This is a genomic window from Nostoc sp. LEGE 12447 (genome assembly GCF_015206985.1).
Taxonomy (GTDB): Bacteria; Cyanobacteriota; Cyanobacteriia; order Cyanobacteriales; family Nostocaceae; genus Nostoc.
Map to the genome: position 1 here is coordinate 51,770 of NZ_JADEXT010000015.1, position 15,724 is coordinate 67,493.

Below are 15,724 nucleotides of genomic sequence, written 5' to 3' on the forward strand. Positions count from 1 at the left end.
TTTTCAAAAATAGAATATAAGTTCTAGATAGGTTTGTAATTAGGGAGAATTAATAATTTTTATTGATAATTAATTATCAGTTAGTCTGATTGACTTAAAAATTTCATTTCTCAGTATTAGACTATAACTCAGTAATAGCCAGAACCAAATTTTTACAACCGATAGACTTTCTCGTGTCCATAAACATAAAAATAAGCCAGAATTCACAAGGAATAATTAGGTAGTAGTATGAAAGCTACTTAATTATTTTTTAAATATTTAAATATTGGTTTGATTATATTCCTATAAAATTACGCCTTAATTATGACGAATAATGCTTTTATTCTTTCTTGATAAAATTCTTTAATATTCACATATATATATTAAATTCTGTTCGCTACGTACTTTTTCTGAGGTTAATAGATAAAGATTGAATCAAAATTAGACAAATACAATTTTTTGTATTTATAGCAGTCCTGTTTGAGTTGTGAAATATTGATTATGACAAAGAAGTTAGGGCTAGTCTCTAGTCCTTTCTATGTCAGGAATTACACATTTAAAACCTAAAACCTTGTTGGCGCACTCCCATTAGCTCCCTTTTTTAAGGGAATTGGGGAATCTTTTTTTTGTGCGTAATTCCTGCATGTCTTTGTTCATGAATCGCTTAGGGTTTGTATATCTAATTTGTCTACATTCTTAAAATTTTTTAAAGGGTAATTATCATGAATACTGTTTTAGTTGTTGAAGATGGCTTAACAGATATGGAAATAATCAGCCGTTACTTGCAACAGGCAGGTTATTCTGTAATTAGCGCCACCAGCAGCGAAGAAGCTCAAGACAAAATAGATAAAGACAAGCCAGACCTCATATTTCTCGATGTAATTTTACCAGGAAAAAGTGGCTTTGAAATTTGCCGAGAACTGAAAAATAATCCCAATACTAGCAAAATACCTGTGGTTTTTTGCTCTACTAAAAATAGTGATGTAGATAAAATTTGGGGTAATATGTTGGGCGCTGATGGTTATCTATCAAAACCGATTGATAGAGAAGAACTAGTGGTAATTTTAAAGCGATTAATTCATTAATTAGTAAAAAGACAATAAATCAACGAACATTAAAAGTCACTATTTCTAATATATAAGCTCTGCAAGATCGAATAATAAAGGCAAATAGTGGCTAGATATAAACAATCAAGAACAAAGGATAAATAACTTTGGAAACCAAGGAAAAGTTTTTAAGTTTTAATTTGGGAGTGAAAGATACAGCTGTCATTTCTTTACAACACATCATAGAAGTTTTGCAAGTATCATTACCTGAAATATGTGGTGTTCCACAGATGTCCAGTAGCATTTTGGGTATTTATAACTGGCGTGGTGAGATGCTTTGGTTAGTAGATTTAGAGGCAATGTTAGGTTATCCTCCAATTTCACAAGGAGCAAATTTAATTTCAATAATGATGGCGATTGTTCTGGAAAACAATGGTAAGTATTTAGGACTATTGGTGAAACAGCTTATAGATATTGAATGGCTGGATATTCAACAAATGAAACCCCCAAGCCCCGAACTATTTTATCCTAAAATATTACCTTTTTTACAGGGATACTTTATTAATGATTCTGAAAATATGATTTTTAATTTGGATGCGATCGCGATCATCCAATCTCCCATCTGGAAGATTCATAATTAAAAATTTGAAATAGATGATCGGGGATCAGTTTTGGACAATTTCTAATTTTTAATAAGCAAATAATAGTCCATCCTTACTTGCCAACTATCCACTCATTTATCCATAACAAAATTTGAGGTTAATCAAATGACATTTTTGTATAGCAACAGCCATGAAAATGAGCATCTAATATCTGAAGTAGAAAATTTGAATGGGAACGCTAATATAGCGAATATTGCTAGTAATGAAATATCTTTGTTAAATGCCATTGCTCAGGAATTTAAAACTTGGCGGCGACAGTTGCAAGACATCGCAACTCATCTGCGCCAAGCTCCAGATATTGATACACTACTCAAAATTACTGTAGCGCAAATTAGAGAAAAAATTGGCTGCGATCGCGCCTTAATTTATCAGTTTACTTCCCTTGATTCAGGTAATGTTTTAGCAGAATCTCGAACATTAGGTTGGACACCGACTCTAGGCGAAAATATTCCTGGAATTATTTTTGGTTTATATACCAACCAAGACTATATCGAACCTGTAGTTATTGATGATATCAATCAGATTCAACTTACCCCTTATCAAAAGCAACTACTAGATAAATTTCAAATCAAAGCTAGTTTGAGTTTACCGATAGTAGTAGAAGGTAAAGTATGGGGATTGCTGGCAGTAAATAATTGCTATTCAACGCGGCAGTGGCAAGAAATAGAAATTAGTCTGCTATCTCAAGTTACAACAGAACTGCTCTACAAATTACAGAGTTTTGAATTCAAAAGAGAAGAACAACAGCGAATACTAGCAAAAAAATCTGTAGCTAAAGTCATCGACAAAATTCTGCGGGCATCAAATGTCGATAAGATTTTTCAAACAACCACTCAAGAAGTACGTCAATTACTAAAATGCGATCGCGTCGCCGTTTATCGTTTCAAACCTGACTGGAGTGGTGAGTTTGTCGCTGAGTCAGTGGGTAATGGCTGGGTAAAAATGGTCAGCCCTGATTTTTATATGGTGTGGGAAGATAGCCACTTGCAAGACACCCAAGGAGGACGTTATGCCAAAGGTGAAAGCTTTGTGGCCAAAGACATTTATAAAATGGGTCATGCTCAATGCCACATTGACATTTTAGAGCAGTATGAAATGAAGGCTTACATCATTGCGCCCATATTTGCTGGAGAGAAATTATGGGGCTTGCTGGCAGCTTATCAAAATTCTGGACCTCGTGATTGGCAACCTTGGGAAGAAAGCTTTGTGACCCAAATTGGACTGCAATTTGGTGTGGCTATCTCACAAGGCGAATATCTAGAACAGATGTATAAAAAATCTGAGCAACTAGCCCAAATAGTTGAACAAGAAAAAGCTTTTACTAAGATAGTAGGCCGCATCCGACAATCTTTAGATGTAGATAGCGTCTTCAAAACAACCACTCAAGAATTGCGTCAATCACTACGATGCGATCGCGTCGCAGTCTATCGTTTTAACCCTGACTGGGGTGGCGAATTTGTGGCTGAGTCTGTGGGTACTGGTTGGACAAAACTGGTAGGCCCTGATATTAAAACCGTTTTGGACGATACCTACTTACAAGAAACTAAGGGAGGTAGATATGTTAGAGGCGAAAACTTTGTTGTTAATGACATCTATGAAGTAGGGCTTGCTCCTTGCCATATTGAGATTTTAGAGCAGTTTGAAGCCAAAGCTTACATAATTGTTCCTATATTCTTCGGAGATAAATTGTGGGGTTTGCTGGCAGCTTATCAAAATTCTCGCCCCCGTGAATGGGAAACTTGGGAAGTGACTTTTTTGGTTCAGACTAGCTTGCAATTTAGCCTAGCTAAATCACAGATAGATTATTTGGAATTAGTTCGGTTGAAATCTGAAAAACTAGCTCAGATAGCGGAACAAGAGAAAGCTGTCACCAAGATCAGTAACCGCATCCGGCAATCTTCAGATGTAGAAGAAATCTTCAAAACAACAACTCAAGAAGTACGGCAATTACTGCGATGCGATCGCGTCGCAGTCTATGGCTTCAACCCTAATTGGACTGGTGAGTTTGTAGCAGAATCAGTAGCTCATACTTGGGTAAAACTAGTAGGCCCCGATATCAAAACTGTCTGGGAAGATACCCACTTACAAGAAACTCAAGGGGGTCGATATGCCCAAGGGGAAAACTTTGTTGTTAATGACATCTATCAGGTAGGTCATTCTCCTTGCCACATTGAAGTTTTAGAGCAATTTGAAGCTAAAGCTTATGTAATTGTTCCTGTATTTGCTGGGGAACAATTGTGGGGATTGCTGGCAGCTTATCAGAATTCTGGAACTCGTGATTGGGATGAATCGGAAGTCACCTTGTTAGCACGCATTGGCAACCAGTTAGGGCTAGCATTACAACAGACTGAATATTTGCAACAAGTACAAGGGCAGTCAGCCAAATTAGCAGAAGCCGCAGCACGAGAAAAGGCAGCCAAGGAGTTACTACAACAACGATCTATTCAACTGCTAATAGCCCTTAGACCCGCCCTTAACGGCGACTTAACAGTACGCGCACCCATTACAGAAGACGAACTAGGCACGATCGCTGATGCTTACAATAATACCCTGCAAGCGCTGCGGCAAATAGTTCTTCAGGTACAAGGGGCTGCTCAACAAGTTGCTCAAACTTCTAGCAATAGCGAGGCTTCCCTAGCAGGACTGACTAATCTGGCGCAACAACAATCTGAGGAAATTACCGCAGCATTAGGCGAAATTCAACAGATGGTGGACTCTACTCAAGCTGTAGTGACGAATGCTGAGTTAGTGCAAGTAGCGGTACAACAAGCCAATGAAACTGTTGAGTCTGGCGATACTGCGATGAACTTAACTGTAAAAGCAATCCAGGGAATTCGTGAAACCGTTGCTCAAACCAGCAAAAAGATTAAACGCCTCAGTGAATCTTCGCAAAAAATCTCCAAAGTGGTGAATTTGATTGGCAATTTTGCCACACAGACAAACGTGCTGGCTCTGAATGCGGCTATTGAAGCTACCCGTGCCGGTGAATATGGCAAAGGCTTCGCAGTTGTAGCCGATGAAGTCCGTTCTTTATCTCGCCAGTCAGCAGCAGCAACCATCGAAATAGAAAAATTAGTCCAGGATATTCAAGCAGAAACCGGGGAAGTTGCAGTAGCAATGGAAATTGGTATTCAGCAGGTAGTAGAAGGCACAAATCTTGTCAGTGACACTCGCCAAAACTTGAATGCGATCGTTTCTGCAACTGCCGAAATTAGTCAGCTAATCGAGCGGATTACCGCAGCGACTCAAAAACAAATGATCCAATCTGTAACAGTCACAAAATCAATGCAAGATGTAGCAGAAATTGCTAATAAAACTTTTGGTGAATCTCAAGAAATTGCGACTGTGTTTCAAGATTTATCAGGGATGGCGCAAGAGCTATTAACAACTGCTAGCAAGTTTAAAGTCAAATAGATTTTAGATTTTAGATTTTAGATTTTGGATTATGAATGAGGAAGATTTTAAGCGGGGAATAAAGCAGCTAGCATTGCGAGTAATCCGCTTAGTAGAAGCCCTTCGAAAGAGCTGAACGGCAGAGCAGATAATCCGTTCAGCAACATCTATGGGAGCTAACGATCGGTCAGCTTGTCGTGGGAAGTCAACCGCGGATGTCATTGCTAAACTCAGCTTGGTAGAGGAAGAAACCGATGAAAGTCTTTATTGGATGGAACTTATTGTTGAGGTTGGTTTATTACCGCTAGAAAAAGTGAGCAATTTGATGTCAGGAAACACTGAAATTATGACATCAAATTGCATCAATCAAAATTTTACGTAACAAATCTAAAATTTAAAATCAAAAATATGATTACAGATAACGAAATTCGCGAACAAGGATACATCTACTTTCTAGCTGAAGCTCCAGAATTAGTACAGATTATTGAACAAGAACTATTTAGCTTATCGGAAGGTTATAGCACTGCTAAAGTCCATAATTTAATGCGGGCTACTCATACACTTAAAGGTGGTGCTGCTAATGTTGGGCTAGAAGTTATTAAGATGATAGCCCATTTTTTGGAAGATGTATTTAAGGCTTTATATAACCCAAATGTAGTAATTGATGCTGAACTACAAACACTTTTATTACAAGCTTATGAGTGTCTTAGCATAGCATTAAATACTGAGCTAATAGGCAGCACTGTGAATGACGGAGAACTACTAAATCGAGCAACTTCCGTGTTTTCACAGTTACAAGAAAAGCTAGGTGATGCGTTTGGTGATGAGGCTCATATTCCCACTTCTGAGGAATTGGGATTTGATATTGTCCAGTCAGTTTTTGAGGTGGGAGTAGAGCAACGTCTAAACAGTATTGCTGAAGCTGTTAACAATGCACCAAATAATAACGAATTTATTGAATTATTACAGTCACAAGCTGAGGTATTTTTCGGTTTAGCAGAATCTCTAAATTTGCCTGGATTGGGAGAAATTTCTCAAACAATTTTATCAGCACTGCAAGCAAATCCCACTCAGGTACAGCAAATCGCTGAAATTGCCCTTGCAGATTTACAACAAGCACAAAAGTTGGTATTAGAAGGCGATCGCACATCTGGTGGAGAAACTTCTCTAGCTTTGCGAAAACTCACACTAGTGGCAAATAATGAGTTAGCTAAAAAATTACAAAATAATTCATTTGCTGACATCTTTGTTATCAATGAAGAGCAATTTTACCACTTTCTCACTACATCCGACAACAATAAAAATGAATCTGTCAATCCAACAACTGCCAAGTTTTATCTAAAAGTAATTCGCTATATTTTTGGTTGGTTTAATCACGAGATAGAAATACCAGAACCAGAGCTTAATTTAGATTTACTTGTTCCCAAGTTAGGAAAAGAAAATCTACTTGATTATATCGAAAGTTGGCTGAGAAAGTTTCTTGATTTTGTTCAAGATGAACAAGATAGCCAAAGTCTTTGTATTTATAGACATGGGATAATTTTAATCATCTTATTTGCTGTCACAAAGTTTCAGAATTCTGTTAATAAATCTGACAGCTATATCTCAGTCATTAAAATATTACAAAACCGAATTCACAGATTAGCAGAAGAATATAAAAACTATCCTCCTGTTACTACCGAAGAAAAAAATTGGCTTGATATTCCGAAACTGCAAACACTATTAGTTTTTAAAGAAATATCTAAATCTGTATCTTCTCAAACTACTGATAATTTACTAGAGACAATATGGGGAGGAGAAGTTAGCCAAAACCTGACAGAGCCAGTGGTGACAACTCCAAATGATGATTATTCAGGAAAAGTTGATTCATTAAGTCTAAATGAGCAGGTAGCTATAGGAGTTACTGAAACAGCCATTGAAGTTATGCCTGATTTAGCTACACAGCTCAACAAAGAAATAGAAGATAAATCACAGTATGTTCAAACTAAAAACTTTCGTCAACCTTCATTTATTCGAGTAGATACAGAAAGGCTGCAACACCTCAATTATTTAGCTGGAGAATTACTGATTTACCAAAAAAGACGTACTTTGCAAGATGAACAAGTTAAAGAAATAATTGATCAATTAATACGGCAAATTACTAGACACCAAAAAACTTTAAATGAATTACGCGATCTCCCATTACAAATACCAAATAGTGCCTCACAACAAACGCAAAATTTTGCGGTGAAATTTGACTCTTTAGAAATGGATGTATATACAGAATTTCATACAACATTGCATGAAGCAATAGAAGAAATACTGCAACTACAAGAAACCACAGAATCACTTGAGTTGCTCGTGACACAAGCTGCTCAAATTAGTGACAAACAAGAGAATTTAACTCTTAATATTATAGAGAGCTTAGTAGAAGCACGAATGTTGCCTTTGGGCAATATCCTAAATCGTTTCCCCCAGATGGTAAATAAGTTGGGGAATGTTTATGCCAAACTTGTAGAATTGAAGCTTACTGGTACTGAAGTACTAGTAGATAAAGCGATCGCAGAAAAACTCTACGATCCGTTATTACATTTAGTACGTAATGCTTTTGACCACGGGATTGAAGCTTCACAACTTCGCCGAGAGCTTGGGAAACCAGAAAAAGGATTAATCGAAATCCGCGCTTATCACCAGGGTAGCCACACTATTATCGAAGTTCGGGATGATGGTCAGGGATTGAATTTAGACAGAATTCGCACAAAAGCTGCTGAATTATATCCCATACAAACTGAAGAAAAAATTAGAAGCTATGCTTCTAATCTGGCAGAACCTGAACTTTTAGACATGATATTTTCACCTGGATTTTCTACTGCCGGTAAAGTGACTGAAATCTCTGGGCGCGGTATGGGGTTAGATATTGTGCGGACTCAGATGAACGCACTTAATGGCTCAATTTCAGTTCAATCCTTACCCAACCAAGGAACAATATTCATACTCAAAATTCCTTTTTCTATGACTACAGAAAAACTAATGCTAGTTCAAGCCAAAGGTGTTATTTATGCCCTTCTTTTGGACAGTATCAAAAAAATATTGATTCCCTCCGAACAGCAGATTAAAGAAATTGAAGGTCAAAAAGTCTTGCATTGGAACACAGACAATGATGAGACTATGGTCAGCCTTCGTCAACTTTCAAAATTGATTCATTATGATGATTCATTCTTGAATACTGCTGCTCCATACAACACATCAAATACTGACGACCAAAGCATAGCGAAAAATCCAGTGCTTTTGCTCCGACGAAATCAGGGAATGTTTGCTTTGGAAGTTGACCAAATAATTGGTGAACAAGAACTGGTAATCAGACCTTTAGGAAATGCGATCGCACCGCCAAAATACGTTTATGGTTGTAGTAGTTTACCCAATGGTAATCTCATCTTAGTGATTGATGCTTCATTGCTGGTCAAGTCTAGCGAGATCCAACAAACAACACTTGATATCATGGCGTTACCAGTAGCTTCTCCCTCAAATAAAAAAGCCTTAGCGATATCGGGAGACACTTTTGCATCTACTTCCATAAAAACGATAGAAACTCAACCCAGTTATTCTCAAAAGCCAGATCATAAATTACCAAAAGTTGTTTTAGTAGTAGATGACGCAATTAGTTTGCGCCAAACTATCTCTCTGACTCTACAAAAATCGGGCTATCAAGTAATACAAGCTCAAAATGGTGTAGAAGCTCTAGAAAAGTTGCAGTTACAGCCAGAAATTCAAGTTGTCGTCTCCGATTTAGAGATGCCACGAATGAATGGTTTTGAGTTGTTGGGCAATTTCCGTCAATACCCCAAATTAGCAAAAATTCCTGTGGTGATTCTCACTTCTCGCAGCTCTGAAAAGCATCGTCGACTTGCTCAAGAATTGGGTGCAAAAGCTTACTTAACTAAGCCTTATTTAGAAAATGAATTTATTTCTACAATTAAGAGGTTAATTAACAGTAATGCAGATGATTTAAATGATTTGCTCATGGTGGTAAATCATTAAAAATTCGTAATTCGTAATTATGGATTACCAGGTAAATTATTTGGATCTACACCTAAAGAACGTAAATACTGCGCTAATTGTTCAGCCCTTTGTCGCTCCTGTTGTGCCTGTTCTGCATCTGTCAAATAGCGGTTTCGTTGCTCATCATACCAACATAAAAACTGCTGTTGTATGCCGGCAATTACAGCCTGGTGTCGCCCAATACCTAACCCCACTTCTGGCATAAAATAAGGCTCACCTATTTGTAGCTGGTAGCTTCCATCTATCAATTTATACACTTCAAAAGGTTGATGTTGGTCACGTCGCCAAAACTCAGGGTTATAAATTACGTAGTACAATACACCAAGTTTTTTATATATATCTAGCTTCTCGTCATATTCACCTCCTGGGGTATGGGATACCATTTCTAATGTGAATATCGGAACGATCCCATTTTCTTCCCAAACTGCGTAACTTTTGCGTGATTTACCACCCTTTTTCCGTTCTACTCCCACACTTAAAAAAGCATCCGGCACTACAGGTACTCTAGGGTTTATCCCCGTAGTGTGATACACTCCCATATCTACACCGAAGTACCAATCTAGGCGATTTGCCCAAATAGAGTTGAGTAAGAATAGTAAAATGTTGGGCAAAAAGTTTTGGTCTTCGTTATCCACTGGTGTATCGTCTGAACAAGGAAGTTCATCAGTAGTTGGTAACGCATTTTTGAGATCAGGTGAGAGCATAACCGTTGTCTCGCTGGCGTTTGATGCCCTTATTATAAATGAGCGACCCAAAGTTTAGCGTTTGGCTTCAGGTTCGCCAAACTTAATCAAAAGTGCGATCGCAATACTAACAAGCAAAATTAACGTCATACTTAAAGCAGAACCAAATCCCCAATTTTGCGTGGCTCCTAGGAACTGGTTATAAACTAACCGTGCTGCCGTCATACTAGAAGCACCACCAAGTAATTCTGGATCGACAAAATCCCCCAAGCCTGTGATGAATACAAGCATAGAAGCAGCCGTAATTCCAGGCAGAATTTGCGGTACAGTTACCTGGAAAAAAGTTTCCATCGGATTTGCACCTAAATCAGCCGCCGCTTCTAGCAACCGCTTGTCTAGCTTTTCGAGAGAAGCATATAAAATCAAAACCATATAGGGTAACAAGCTGTAACTCATGCCAATAAATACAGCTTGACTCTGATTAAGTAATTGCAAAGTAGGCAAGCCTAAAGTGCTGAGAAAACTGTTCAACAAACCAGTAGGACGAAGAATTGTAATCCAAGCATAAGAGCGAAGTAACGAGGAAGTCCACAAAGGCAAAACAAAACCTAATAGCAGCAAATTCCGCCAACGTAGCGGCGCTATTTGAGCAATCCAATAGGCGACAGGGAAGCCTAAAATTAAACAAATTATTGTAGTGCCCAACGCAAAAAATAGCGATCGCACAATTACCTGTAAGTAAAGGGGGTCGAATATTCGGATGTAGTTTTGGATTCCGTTGGGATTAACCAAATCTCCCGGACGAATGTCTGCAACTAAACTTAACTCGAAAATTATCAAAGTTGGCAGCACCAACAAAAGTAATAACCAAATTCCCGATGGTGCAAGTAATATCAAAGGTTGCAGCCAATTTCCTCGCAGGCGAGGCAATTTTTCTATTTGGGAAATCCCATTTTTTTCAATATTCATTACTTATAAATCTAACTCCTAACTATTTTAACTGCTAGTTAATTGAGTCCAATAGCGATCGTAAACCTCTTCAAAGTCTCCTACAGGAGTAACACGTTCACAGTTTGCTAAAAGTGATTCTGCGGGAAATAAATTAGCATTGTCTTGGATTGTTTTTGGCAATTGCTCAAATCCAGCCCTATTAGGCGTAGAAATACTCAAGCGTTGACTGATTTGGGCTGCTAATTCTGGTTGCAAAATCATGTTGATCCAAGCATAAGCTCCAGCTAAATTAGGGGCTGTTTTCGGAATAACAATAGTGTCTGTCCATAATGAAGAACCACTGCGAGGAATCACATATTTGAGTTTAGGGTTTTCTTGAGCAATTTTTACTGCATCTGCTGAATAGCACATTGCTAATAGCAAATCTCCTGCCAGAATTTGATTTTGCCAAGCGTCGGTGTCAAAACGTGCGATCGCAGGTTTTAGCACCTTCAACTTTTCATAAGCTTGTTTGATTTCTTGTTCGTTTTTGGAGTTGTAAGAATAACCTAGCATCCGTAAGGTCGCACCCATAACTTCTCGAACATCATTAAGCAAGGTCATCCGTTGATTAAGTTCTTCTTGGTTCTGCCAAAGGTAATCCCAGTCTTGTGGTGCATCTTTGATTTTTTCGGAATTGTAAAGCAAACCTGTTGTCCCCCAGTTAAAAGGGATGCTATATCGGTTATTGGGGTCATAGCTAGGATTCTGAAATCGGGGAAATAAATTCTCTAAACCGATTAAGCGATCGTGATTTATCTCTGTTAACAAACCTTTGTTTACCATCTTCTGCACCATGTAATCAGATGGGTTGATGATGCTGTAAATGCCACCGCCTCCAGCTTGCAACTTGGCCAGCATGACATCATTGGAATCATACACATCCGCCAGCACTTTCATACCAGTTTGAGTGCTAAAAGTTCTCAGTAATTGGTTGTCAGTATATTGTGTCCAGGTAAAGACATAAAGTTGGTCACGTTGACCATTCGTATTAGAATTAGCACGGACTTCAGCCAGTCTCCAGCCACAACCAGCTAAAGATAAGCTAGAAAGTGCTGCCACCCCTTTTAAAAATCGCCGTCTGTTAGCCATTAAGTTAGAAGTTATTCATCGACAACTTCTAGATTACGGTATACTTTGTATTCCCTGGCCTAATTTTCTGGCATCAATGTATCATTCTTCACTTTAGAGCTTAGTTAATTTATAATAGTTTTCTTCACTCAATGAGATCCCTGCATGGAAGGAATTTTTTATCATACGGGTATCAGTAGGACAAGAAACCAGAATTTTTTGCAGATGGAATTATGTAGATTTTGAATATATAGCTTAAACTAGTAGGTTTATCATCATATTTCTTATAGCTTCAATCAATCGGCTGTTATGCTCTTCCCAAGAAAGCCAAACAAGTTTGTAGAGAATTGCGGCACAAAGTATTTAAATATGTTGTTAAACATTTGTAAACTGTTAGCAGCCGAGTAGCCGCGTGTCACATCTTGTTAAGGAATTATCATGAGACAACTTGTTATCGTTGAGCGCGTATGCCTGATTGGTCATATCGTGTCAAAAGCCTTCGGACTGGTAGGGATGCTACTGGTCATACCTAATGCCGACATAATTTTCAACTTATCGCAGGTTGGAGAAACTGCCGTACAGTTAAGTATGGCTGGTGGCGGTGTAGTTGATATCATTTTGGGGACAATAGCTGTCTCTATTTATGCCTACCGGACGCTGGGATTGGGAACTTGGCTAGCATTTATGCTGCCGGCTATGCTTATCTCTTTGGGAAGTGAACTACTGGGAACCAGCACAGGTTTTCCATTTGGAGATTATAGCTACTTGAGTGGCTTGGGTTATAAGATTGCAGGGCTAGTTCCTTTCACAATTCCTTTGTCTTGGTTCTATGTTGGACTGTCGTCTTATTTAATCGCGAGAACTGGTTTGAAAGTGGCTCAAAAGCCCAGTTGGGGTCGCCATATTGCGGCTATAGCTGTTGGTGCTTTACTCTTCACTTGCTGGGATTTTGCCCTTGAGCCAGCTATGAGTCAAACTTCTCTGCCTTTTTGGTATTGGGAACAACCAGGAGCTTTCTTTGGCACACCTTACCAGAACTATGCAGGTTGGTTTGGTACTAGCGCCCTGTTTATGAGTGTGGCAGGCTTGTTGTGGAGAAACACATCGATTAAATTAGAGCGATCGCAACTCAATCTACCCTTAGTCGTTTATTTGACTAACTTTGCCTTCGCCGCCGGACTAAGTTTGGCTGCTGGGTTCTCCATCCCTGTATTGCTCGGTTTATTGCTTGGTGTGGCTCCCGCCGTGGCTCTGTGGTTAAGGAGTTCAACCACACCCGCTCAAGTTGCTGTTGAACCAGTAAGCAAAGAAGTATCAGTAGCAAAGGTTGAAGTTGCCTTAAAATAGCCTAGAAATTGTGGAGTGGGGAATGGAGAATGGGGAATAGAGTAACAGGGATTAGCAATTCCCAATTCCCAATTCCCATTTATTTTGTATAGTCGCACTTTTAATTGATAAGTATTTTGACAACAGTAGACAACGCTTTAATAGTAGAAAGTGCCATATCCTTTTTATTGCTACTTATTCAAGTACCAGCAACGGCGATTCTGTTTTCGCGTTTGCTAAAGGGGCCAAGAAGACTGCCACCAATAAAACCGCAACAGCCAACGCCAGAGCTTTTAGGTAAGGTTAGTGTCGTAGTTCCCACACTGAACGAAGCGCTTCGCATTAGCCCTCTGTTAGCTGGTTTAAGTCAGCAAAGCTACGAAGTTCGGGAAATTCTTGTTGTAGATAGCAACTCCAGTGATGGTACACCCGACTTAGTAAAAGCCACACAGCAAAAAGATCCGCGCTTTCGCGTGATGACAGATGATCCTTTACCCTCTGGTTGGGTGGGGCGGCCTTGGGCGTTGCATAACGGTTTTCTATATAGCTCTGAGGGTAGTCAGTGGTTTTTGGGGCTGGACGCTGATATTCAACCACATCCTGGTTTGGTTGCGGGTTTAGTGAAGACGGCCGAAGCACAAGGCTATGACTTAGTTTCCCTTTCGCCCCAGTTTATCCTCAAATATCCAGGGGAATGCTGGCTACAACCAGCTTTATTGATGACTCTGCTTTACCGATTTGACCCTGCTGGCATTAATGCAGAGCAGCCTGAACGGGTGATGGCAAATGGGCAGTGTTTTTTGTGTCGTCGCTCCGTTTTAGCTGCTGTGGGTGGTTACAGCAGCGCGAGTAGTTCTTTTTGTGATGATGTCACCTTGGCACGAAATATTGCAACTCTTGGATATAAAGTGGGCTTTTTAGATGGCGCAAAGGTGCTGAAAGTACGAATGTATGAGGGGGCGATGGAGACGTGGAAGGAATGGGGGCGGAGTCTAGACCTTAAAGATGCAACTTCTCGTTCGCAGTTGTGGGGAGATTTATGGCTACTCACATCTGTTCAAGGTCTACCCCTTTTAATTGTCCTCAGTTTTTTATTGATTTCTCCATCACTCTCGTACTCGCTACAGACGCGATTAATCGCGTCTCTACCCACTCCCCTACTTCTTCTACTGGGATTGAATTTATTCTTGGTGGTGATTCGCTTTGCGATGCTAATTGCGATCGCACCTTCCTACGATCGCAAAAGTGCTAAAGGCGGCTGGTTATTCTGGCTTTCCCCTTTAGCCGATCCCCTCGCGGTGCTGCGAATCTTCTTATCTGCGTTCCACAAGCCACGCGAGTGGCGAGGACGCAAGTATATATAGTGGGGAATGGGGAATTGGGAATGGGGCATTGGGAATGGGGAATTGGCATTGATTATTAAATATTCTCCTCTGCTCCCCCTGCCTCCCCTGCTCCCCCTGCCTCCCCTGCTCCCTTCCCCCTGCCCATTTCCTACTCCTCTTCACCTCCTACTTGATCCCCGCGTTCCAGTTCCCAAAGAATTTGATTTCCTTCACGGCGTACCCGTGACACTATCCAGTTTCGCCAGCGCCATTGATCTCCCCGACTGGTAACAGCGCTGGCGTGGACATCCATCAAGTCTGCTAACTCAGAACTGGTGATTAAATAGCCTTTTTCTGAAATTTCGTCAGCGATACGCAGAGTTTCGACCAAGCTGCGGAGTTGCGAAACCCTGATTTCTGCCGGTTTTTCATCGATATTGGCCGCAGTAGGCCCAGTTGATGGTTCCATAACGGTTATTTCTAGTGCAGAAGTACTGATTTCTTGGGGACTTTGGTTAATTATTCGAGACTTTTTTTCATAATCAGCTACTTTTGCTACATTTAGTTCATTTGTGGAAGGTAAAGATTTATAAAAATTTGTAGAAGTGAATTGTTGTAGCGAAGGGATTTTGCCACTAGCATAAGTGCGAGCGATCGCATCACAACGTTCGTTACCTATGTTACCAGAATGTCCCCTGACGTGTTGCCATTTTACCTGTTGGGTATTGAGTTCATCAAGAATTTCCAAAAGCTCTTGGTTTTGGACGGGTTTACCATCTGACTTTTTCCAGCCTTTCTTTTTCCAGCCTTTCACCCACTTGGTTACGCAGTTAATCAGGTATTCGCTATCGGTATGAAGGGTGATTGGTTGGGCTTGTTGAGATGTTTGCAGAAATTGGAGGGCTGCGATCGCAGCTTGCATTTCCATTTTATTATTGGTGGTATGAGGCGATGCATCGCCCATTTCGTGGATTGAGCCATCGCTAAAGTAGACGACAACTCCCCAACCACCAGGGCCAGGGTTGCCGGTGCAAGCACCATCGGTATATATACTTTGGATTGTGGGTTGAGTGGACATGGTTTAGGATATCGAACCGCAAAGGACGCAAAGGATGCAAAGCCAAGAGTGATTAGCGGCGAATTTTTGTAAAGAATATCCAGGTTATTATACTGGTTAGCATTCCAGTAACAATGCTTCACAAAACGCGATA

The 15,724-nt window shown here is 39.9% G+C and carries 11 protein-coding genes; 7 read left to right on the plus strand and 4 right to left on the minus strand.

What is annotated here, in order from left to right; all coding sequences use genetic code 11:
• The first annotated feature begins 701 nt into the window (after window positions 1–701).
• The 5 genes from IQ274_RS16940 to IQ274_RS16960 all read left to right on the plus strand — a co-directional run bounded on the left by IQ274_RS16940 (window position 702) and on the right by IQ274_RS16960 (window position 9,097).
• On the plus strand, window positions 702–1,064 hold the full coding sequence (locus tag IQ274_RS16940; protein WP_194142929.1) for a response regulator transcription factor: 363 nt from the start codon (window positions 702–704) through the stop codon (window positions 1,062–1,064).
• Between the two features lie 128 nt (window positions 1,065–1,192).
• A complete protein-coding gene (locus tag IQ274_RS16945) occupies window positions 1,193–1,666 on the plus strand; it encodes a chemotaxis protein CheW (RefSeq protein ID WP_194142930.1) in 474 nt (157 codons plus the stop codon).
• Window positions 1,667–1,792: 126 nt separating this feature from the next.
• Window positions 1,793–5,101: a GAF domain-containing protein gene (locus IQ274_RS16950; protein WP_194142931.1), complete on the plus strand. Its 3,309-nt coding sequence runs from the start codon at window positions 1,793–1,795 to the stop codon at window positions 5,099–5,101.
• Window positions 5,102–5,249: 148 nt separating this feature from the next.
• Window positions 5,250–5,462 carry a four helix bundle protein gene (locus IQ274_RS36570; protein ID WP_228058229.1) on the plus strand — a complete coding sequence of 71 codons (213 nt, stop codon included), beginning with the start codon at window positions 5,250–5,252 and terminating at the stop codon, window positions 5,460–5,462.
• Window positions 5,463–5,488: 26 nt separating this feature from the next.
• On the plus strand, window positions 5,489–9,097 hold the full coding sequence (locus IQ274_RS16960; protein WP_194142932.1) for a hybrid sensor histidine kinase/response regulator: 3,609 nt from the start codon (window positions 5,489–5,491) through the stop codon (window positions 9,095–9,097).
• A 17-nt stretch (window positions 9,098–9,114) separates the two neighbouring features.
• Here the strand turns inward: IQ274_RS16960 and IQ274_RS16965 are convergent, their stop codons facing one another.
• From IQ274_RS16965 to IQ274_RS16975, 3 genes are read right to left on the minus strand one after another with little or no spacing between them, the layout of a single operon-like run.
• Complete coding sequence (locus tag IQ274_RS16965) at window positions 9,115–9,822, minus strand: Uma2 family endonuclease (RefSeq protein WP_194142933.1); 708 nt, start codon at window positions 9,820–9,822, stop codon at window positions 9,115–9,117.
• A gap of 54 nt (window positions 9,823–9,876) precedes the next feature.
• Entirely contained in the window at window positions 9,877–10,770 is an 894-nt protein-coding gene (locus IQ274_RS16970; protein ID WP_194142934.1) for an ABC transporter permease, read from the minus strand.
• Window positions 10,771–10,797: 27 nt separating this feature from the next.
• Window positions 10,798–11,883, minus strand: coding sequence for an ABC transporter substrate-binding protein (locus IQ274_RS16975; RefSeq protein WP_114084065.1), 1,086 nt, complete (start codon window positions 11,881–11,883; stop codon window positions 10,798–10,800).
• 417 nt (window positions 11,884–12,300) lie between these two features.
• Between IQ274_RS16975 and cruF the strand changes: the two genes are divergently transcribed.
• Window positions 12,301–13,209, plus strand: a complete 909-nt coding sequence (gene cruF, locus IQ274_RS16980; RefSeq protein WP_163934978.1) for a gamma-carotene 1'-hydroxylase CruF — start codon at window positions 12,301–12,303, stop codon at window positions 13,207–13,209.
• Between the two features lie 116 nt (window positions 13,210–13,325).
• Window positions 13,326–14,552, plus strand: coding sequence for a 2'-O-glycosyltransferase CruG (cruG, locus tag IQ274_RS16985; protein ID WP_228058230.1), 1,227 nt, complete (start codon window positions 13,326–13,328; stop codon window positions 14,550–14,552).
• Between the two features lie 130 nt (window positions 14,553–14,682).
• Here the strand turns inward: cruG and rnhA are convergent, their stop codons facing one another.
• Entirely contained in the window at window positions 14,683–15,591 is a 909-nt protein-coding gene (gene rnhA, locus IQ274_RS16990) for a ribonuclease HI (protein ID WP_194142936.1), read from the minus strand.
• Between the last annotated feature and the right edge of the window lie 133 nt (window positions 15,592–15,724).